At 75.8% G+C, this 5,403-nt stretch carries 7 protein-coding genes and 1 pseudogene; 4 read left to right on the top strand and 4 right to left on the bottom strand.

Annotation, left to right across the window (positions count from 1 at the left end):
- Positions 1-402, bottom strand: a pseudogene (locus tag N866_RS15995) (hypothetical protein); the annotation flags it as partial.
- A gap of 267 nt (positions 403-669) precedes the next feature.
- Here N866_RS15995 and N866_RS15990 point away from each other — a divergent pair.
- The gene (locus N866_RS15990; protein WP_052023155.1) at positions 670-957 is read left to right on the top strand and encodes a hypothetical protein; all 288 of its coding nucleotides are present in this window, start codon (positions 670-672) and stop codon (positions 955-957) included.
- On the opposite strand, the gene N866_RS20090 is transcribed toward N866_RS15990, so the two are convergent.
- Complete coding sequence (locus tag N866_RS20090) at positions 938-1,675, bottom strand: DUF5701 family protein (RefSeq protein ID WP_052023154.1); 738 nt, start codon at positions 1,673-1,675, stop codon at positions 938-940. The genes N866_RS15990 and N866_RS20090 overlap by 20 nt on opposite strands.
- 215 nt (positions 1,676-1,890) lie before the next feature.
- Here N866_RS20090 and N866_RS15980 point away from each other — a divergent pair, with 215 nt between their 5' ends.
- The 3 genes from N866_RS15980 to N866_RS15970 all read left to right on the top strand — a co-directional run bounded on the left by N866_RS15980 (position 1,891) and on the right by N866_RS15970 (position 4,260).
- Positions 1,891-2,433: an ATP-binding protein gene (locus tag N866_RS15980; RefSeq protein WP_052023153.1), complete on the top strand. Its 543-nt coding sequence runs from the start codon at positions 1,891-1,893 to the stop codon at positions 2,431-2,433.
- 60 nt (positions 2,434-2,493) lie between these two features.
- A complete protein-coding gene (locus tag N866_RS22630; RefSeq protein WP_052023152.1) occupies positions 2,494-3,873 on the top strand; it encodes a glutaredoxin family protein in 1,380 nt (459 codons plus the stop codon).
- 138 nt (positions 3,874-4,011) lie between these two features.
- The gene (locus N866_RS15970; RefSeq protein ID WP_034228190.1) at positions 4,012-4,260 is read left to right on the top strand and encodes a PspC domain-containing protein; all 249 of its coding nucleotides are present in this window, start codon (positions 4,012-4,014) and stop codon (positions 4,258-4,260) included.
- Positions 4,261-4,263: 3 nt separating this feature from the next.
- On the opposite strand, the gene N866_RS21065 is transcribed toward N866_RS15970, so the two are convergent.
- Together N866_RS21065 and N866_RS21520 are read right to left on the bottom strand one after the other, a co-directional pair.
- The gene (locus N866_RS21065; RefSeq protein ID WP_034228188.1) at positions 4,264-4,551 is read right to left on the bottom strand and encodes a hypothetical protein; all 288 of its coding nucleotides are present in this window, start codon (positions 4,549-4,551) and stop codon (positions 4,264-4,266) included.
- Between the two features lie 152 nt (positions 4,552-4,703).
- Positions 4,704-5,403, bottom strand: a 700-nt coding sequence (locus N866_RS21520; protein WP_034228186.1) for an MFS transporter, incomplete at its 5' end; no start/stop codon positions are given.

Genomic DNA, 5,403 nt, shown 5'->3' with positions numbered 1-5,403 from the left:
CTCGGCGGCGGAGGCGGCCGCCTGCACCGCGGCGCTGGCGGTCGCGCGGGCCGTCACGACATCGGCGTCGGCGTCGGCATACGCGGCGAGGGCCGCGTCGAGGACGGCCTGCGCGGCGACGTGCGCCTCGACGGCGGCGGCCAGGTCGGCCTCGGGGGTGGTCGCCTCGGCCTCGAGGAGCGCGAGCTCGGTCTCCGCCGTGATCATCACCTCGAGCGCCGCGCGGAGGTCCGCGACGAGGGCCGGGTCGCTCGCCCCGGCGAGGGCGGCGTCGAACGAGGTCTGGGCCGTCGTGCACGCGGCGTCACCGGGGGCGGCAGCGGCCGGCCCCGCGGCGACGGCACCGATCGTGAGGAGGGCGGCCGCGGACGTCGTCGAGGCGGCTCTGGAGGGACGGTTCATGGGGACTCCCGGCATCGGCCCGCGACGACCTGACGGGACGGGCGTGAGGGCCGCGGGGGTGTGGGGAAGGTGCCCGTCCGGTGGCCTGACGGTGCGTGGGGTTGTCCAAGGTCGCAGGTTCAACGGACGTGCGTCACCCGGACGAGTGATGCCGAAACGAGACGAAACGGACACTGAAAACGCGTCAGAACTGGTTCACGACCGTTTCGGGTCGGGCGAGTGCGGATCCGTGCGGAGGGGGCCTGGCGCCGGTGGTAGACAAGGCGAGTGACCACCACGGAGGACGCCGGGCGCGAGCGCGCACCGGAACCCGTCAGCGCCGCCCTGCGCGACGCGAAGGAGCGGGCGAGGGCGACCCACTACACCGTCGGCACCCTGCGGTCCGACCCCGACGGGACGTTGTGGCTCGAGTGCTCCTGCGGCACGGTGCTGCGCAACGGTCCGACGTGGAGCCTGGACGAGCACGTCCGGCTGCACCGGGCGGAGGCGAAGTACCTGGAGCTCTCCGCCGCCGCCCCGGCGGGGATCCCGCGGCTCATCGACCCCGGGCGCTGACCGCGACGCGTGCGGCCGCGTGCGCGGCGCCGAGCCAGTCGTGGGGGTTCCGGTCCCAGCACCACCCGAGCTTGGGCCGTCCCGCGCTGATCCAGACCGCCGGCACCCGTTGGTCGCCCCGCCGGGAGCCCATGAGCGAGAAGCAGCGGTTCGGGCGCAGCATGTCGGGCCGCACCACGACGAGCGCCAGGCCCTCCTCCACGGTCAGCGGCGTACGACCGGCGGCACGCACCGTCGCGAGCGCCGCCTCGGGCGTCGTCCCGCGGAACGTCCCGCCGGTGTCGACGCCGACGACGAGGCGGTCGCCGGGCGCCACGGCCACCCCGTCGACGGGCAGGTAGCCCGCGAGCTCCTCGGGCGGCACCACGCTGATGCCTCCCCGCGAGCGGTGCCGCATCGCGGGCACGAGGGCCTCCGGCCCGTGCGGGGCGACGTCCAGGACGAGGACGAACGGCACGAGGTCCCCGCGCGCTCGGGCCGCGGCCGAGGCGTCGTCGTCCGCCGCGATCTCGGCCAGCGCGCGGCGGGCCGGCTCGACGCGCCGGAGCAGTCCCGCCTCGTCGAGGCCGAGCAGCGCCGCGACGCCGGTCGCGACGTAGGCGCGGACCTGGCGGTCGAGCTCCTCCTCGGCGGACGCAGCGGGGTCGAACGGCGGCGCGTGGCCCTGCGCGGCGGCGGTGGGCAGGGCAGGGTCCACGGGGACGACGGGCTGCGGCACGGCCCCTCCTGGCGGTCGGCGTGGGTGGGACCCTGGGACAACGAGCAGGCCGCTGAGCCGGTTCCCCCTGGTCACGACGCGGCCACCGGGGGAAGATGCCAGACTGTCCCCGTCACCCGGCCGAGAGGCGGCGCGGGGTGGTGATTGGCAGGGTGGTCGTCCAGGACGGGGGTCGGCACCCTCGGGAGCGGACCCTGACCACAGGAGGAGTGCAGATGACCGGCGACCGCGCACGGCGCACGTCGTCCGACCGCACCCTCCGGCTCGTCGCCTCCGACGGCGAGGTCACGGCCCCTGACGACGCCGTCCCGGCCGACCAGGACGAGACCGAGGCAGGCCGCGACGTCGACGCGGACGTCGATCCGGGCGTCGACGTGGACAGCATCCTGCTGCCGGGCGAGCGGCAGTCGGTCGCCATCGGCCGCCACTGGGTGGTCCGGACCGCCGCCGCGCGGGGCGCCGTGGGCATGACCAACCAGGTCCTCGAGCTGCTGTCCAGCGAGCTCCTCGCGAACGCCGTCCTCCACGGTCCCGCCCAGGCGGGGATCGGGCTGCAGCTGGTCGTCACCGATCAGCTGGCGCGGGTCTCCGTGAGCGACGGCGCCGACGCGAGCCCCGTCGTGATGCGGACGGACCCGTCGGCGCTCAACGGCCGCGGCATGGCGATCGTCGAGGCGATGTCCTCCCGCTGGGGCGTCGAGGTCCACGAGGACGGCGGCAAGACGGTCTGGTTCGAGCTGGACCTCGACGACTTCTGAGGACCGGGCCGGGGACGCTGGTCCCACGTCCCGCCCACCGGCCCGACCGATGATGCGGGCATGGCCGTCAGAGCAGGACGCTCCCCGCGGGCGGGTGCCCTGTCGAGCGCGCCGGCCCTGGTGGTGACCCTCCTCCTCGGTGTCCTCCTCCTGCTCCTACCCCCGTCCGCCCCGGCGGCGGGCGCCACCGACGGCGCCCAGGCCGGCCCCGAGGCGGTCGAGCTCGTCCGGTTCACCGGCGAGGGCTGCCCCAAGTGCGCCGAGCAGTCGGCGTGGCTCGCCGAGCAGGCGCCGCGGTTCCCGGGTCTGGTCGTCGTGGAGCACGAGGTCTGGGCGGACGCCCAGGGCCGGGCGCTGTTCGTCCGCACGGGGGAGGAGCTGGGGTTCGAGGCGTCCTCGGTGCCGACGACGGTGCTGGGCGAGCGGGTGTGGATCGGCTGGACCGACGCCATCGCGGAGGACCTCGCGGCGGCGCTGGACCGCGCCGTCGCGGGCCGGAGCGTGCAGCCGGGCGTCTACGGGACGCCCGGGGCCGGGACCTGCTCGCAGGAGGCGCTCGCGTGCGAGTCGGGGGCGGGCGCCGTCGTCGACGTGCCGCTGCTGGGCGAGGTGGACCTGGGCGCCCGGTCGCTGCTCGTGTCGACGCTCGTCATCGGGTTCGTGGACGGGGTCAACCCGTGCTCGCTCTGGGCCATCTCGGTCCTGCTCACGATCGTCGTCCGCACCGCGAGCCGGCGCCGCGTCGTCGCCGTCGGCGGGACCTTCCTGCTCGTCACCGCGGGGATGTACGCGCTGTACATGGCGGGGATCTACTCGGCCCTGTCGGTCGCGACGCACCTCGCGGCGGTGCAGGCGGTGGTGGCCGTCGTCGCGGGCGTGGTCGGCGTGGTGAGCGTGAAGGACTACGTCGCGTTCAAGCGCGGGATCTCCTTCACCATCCCGGACGCCGCCAAGCCGGGACTGTACAAGCGCATGCGGGCCGCGGCGGGGCAGGACCGGCTCGGGCCCGCCCTCCTGGCCACCGCGGCGCTCGGGGTGGCGGTGTCGCTCCTGGAGACGCCGTGCACGGCGGGCTTCCCCGTCCTGTGGACGGGGCTCCTCCAGCAGGCCGGGGTGCCGGCAGGCGAGGCGGCGGCGCTCTTCGGGGCGTACATGGTCCCGTTCCTCCTCGACGAGATCGTCGTGGTGGCCGTGGCCGTCGGGACGATGCGCGCACTGCGCCTCCAGGAGCACCACGGCCAGGTGCTCAAGCTCTTCGCCGGCATCACGATGCTGGCGCTGGCCGGCGTCATCGTCGTGGCGCCGGACATCATGGAGAAGCCCCTGCAGGCCCTGGCCGTGTTCGCCGCGGCCTCGGTGCTGACCGGGCTCGTCCACGTCGTCGCGACGGCCGTCCGACGACGCCGCGCGGTCGCTCCCGAGGCGACGCCGGTCGGCTGAGCCCGGGTCACCCCTGAGGCGTCGGGGTCCCTGGCGCCGGCAGGACCAGGGTCGGCTCAGGGTGCGTACCGGAGGCGCCCTTCCCACCGGGCGGCGCACGATGGTCGTGTCAGACCGACCACGTCAGGAGTGATCAGAGTGAACATCCACGAGGACATGCGCCGCCAGGGCCTCGCCCGCCCGCTGGAGGGCCGTGTGCTGGCAGGCGTGTGCGCCGGGCTCGCGCGCCGCTTCGGCATCAGCCCGTGGGGCGCGCGGCTGCTGTTCGTCCTGGTGCTCATGCTGCTGCCGGGCAGCCAGCTGATCGTCTACCCCGTGCTGTGGGTGCTCATGCCGTCCGAGGACCGCGTCGTCCACCCCGGCGGCGCCTACGGCCCGAGGGCCTAGGGCTCAGGACGCGGCCGTCACCGGGACACCCGCCGAGGGCGGGAACTCCGGGGCCGGCCCGCCCACGAAGCAGCGGCACGGCCCGTCCCGGTGCACGAAGCGCGTCGAGGGCCGGGCCGCGCAGGGCACGGCGGTCAGGAGCTCGTCCGTGCGGGCGGCCAGCAGGCGCTCGGCGTCGGGAGCGGTGGCCTCCGGCGACGGGGACGGCGCGGGCACGAGCCGCAGCGGTTCCGGCGGGCAGGGGCGTTCCACAGCAGCGCCGCTGAAGGACAGTCCCGTCGTCGTGAACATGCTCCAAGAATCGTCGCCCGCGACGATTCTGTGAGCGTTCACATGGCGTGTCGCCCGCGCCGATCCCGAATCGTGACCTGCGCTGCTCCGGACGGGTGGTGCGCCGACCCGTGCCGACCCGTGCCGGCCCGTGCCGGCCTGCCGGGGGACCGTCAGGCGGCGCGGACGCGCCCGCCGACGAGCAGCCCGACGACGGCGAACGCCCCCGCGACCGCGAAGGCCGTGACGAACGCCGTGGTCGCGTCCCGGGCCAGCAGGAGCACGAAGAGGGGTCCGCTCACCGCGAGCACGACGGCGATGGTGAGGGACTCCATGACCTGCAGGGCGGACGAGTTCGCACCCTGCTCGGCCGGGGCCGACAGGCGCAGCGTGAGCACGGAGAGCGTCGGGTACGTCAGTCCCATGCCGAGCCCGGCGACCGTCCAGCCGACCAGGCTCACGACGACCGGCACCGCGGGCAGGACGGCCGCCCCGGCCACGACCGTGCCCAGCACGATCGTCGCCGCGCCGGCCCGCACGACGTGGCCCGGGTCCCAGGCGTCGTTCCGGCCGCGCAGCCACGAGCCCGCGGACCAGGCCAGGGCGGCGCCGGTGAGGGCGAGCCCCGCCTGCGCGGGACGCAGCCCCCGCTCCGAGGTCAGCAGGAGGGGCAGGTAGACCTCGGCGGCGAAGAACGCCGCCCCGAGCAGCCCGCGGACGAGGACGACGGACGGCAGGCCACGCCGGGCGCGGAGCGTGCCGGGCGGCACGAGGCCGGGCAGGGCCAGGGCCACGGCGACCGCCCCGACGACGAGGCCCACGGCCGCGGTCGCACCCCCCTGCTGCCCGGCCCAGTGCAGGAGCAGCGCGCCG

This window comes from Actinotalea ferrariae CF5-4, from assembly GCF_000603945.1.
In the GTDB taxonomy this organism is placed as follows: domain Bacteria; phylum Actinomycetota; class Actinomycetes; order Actinomycetales; family Cellulomonadaceae; genus Actinotalea; species Actinotalea ferrariae.
Note: the sequence above shows the minus strand (reverse complement) of the source record. Positions and strands in the feature narration are given on the sequence as shown.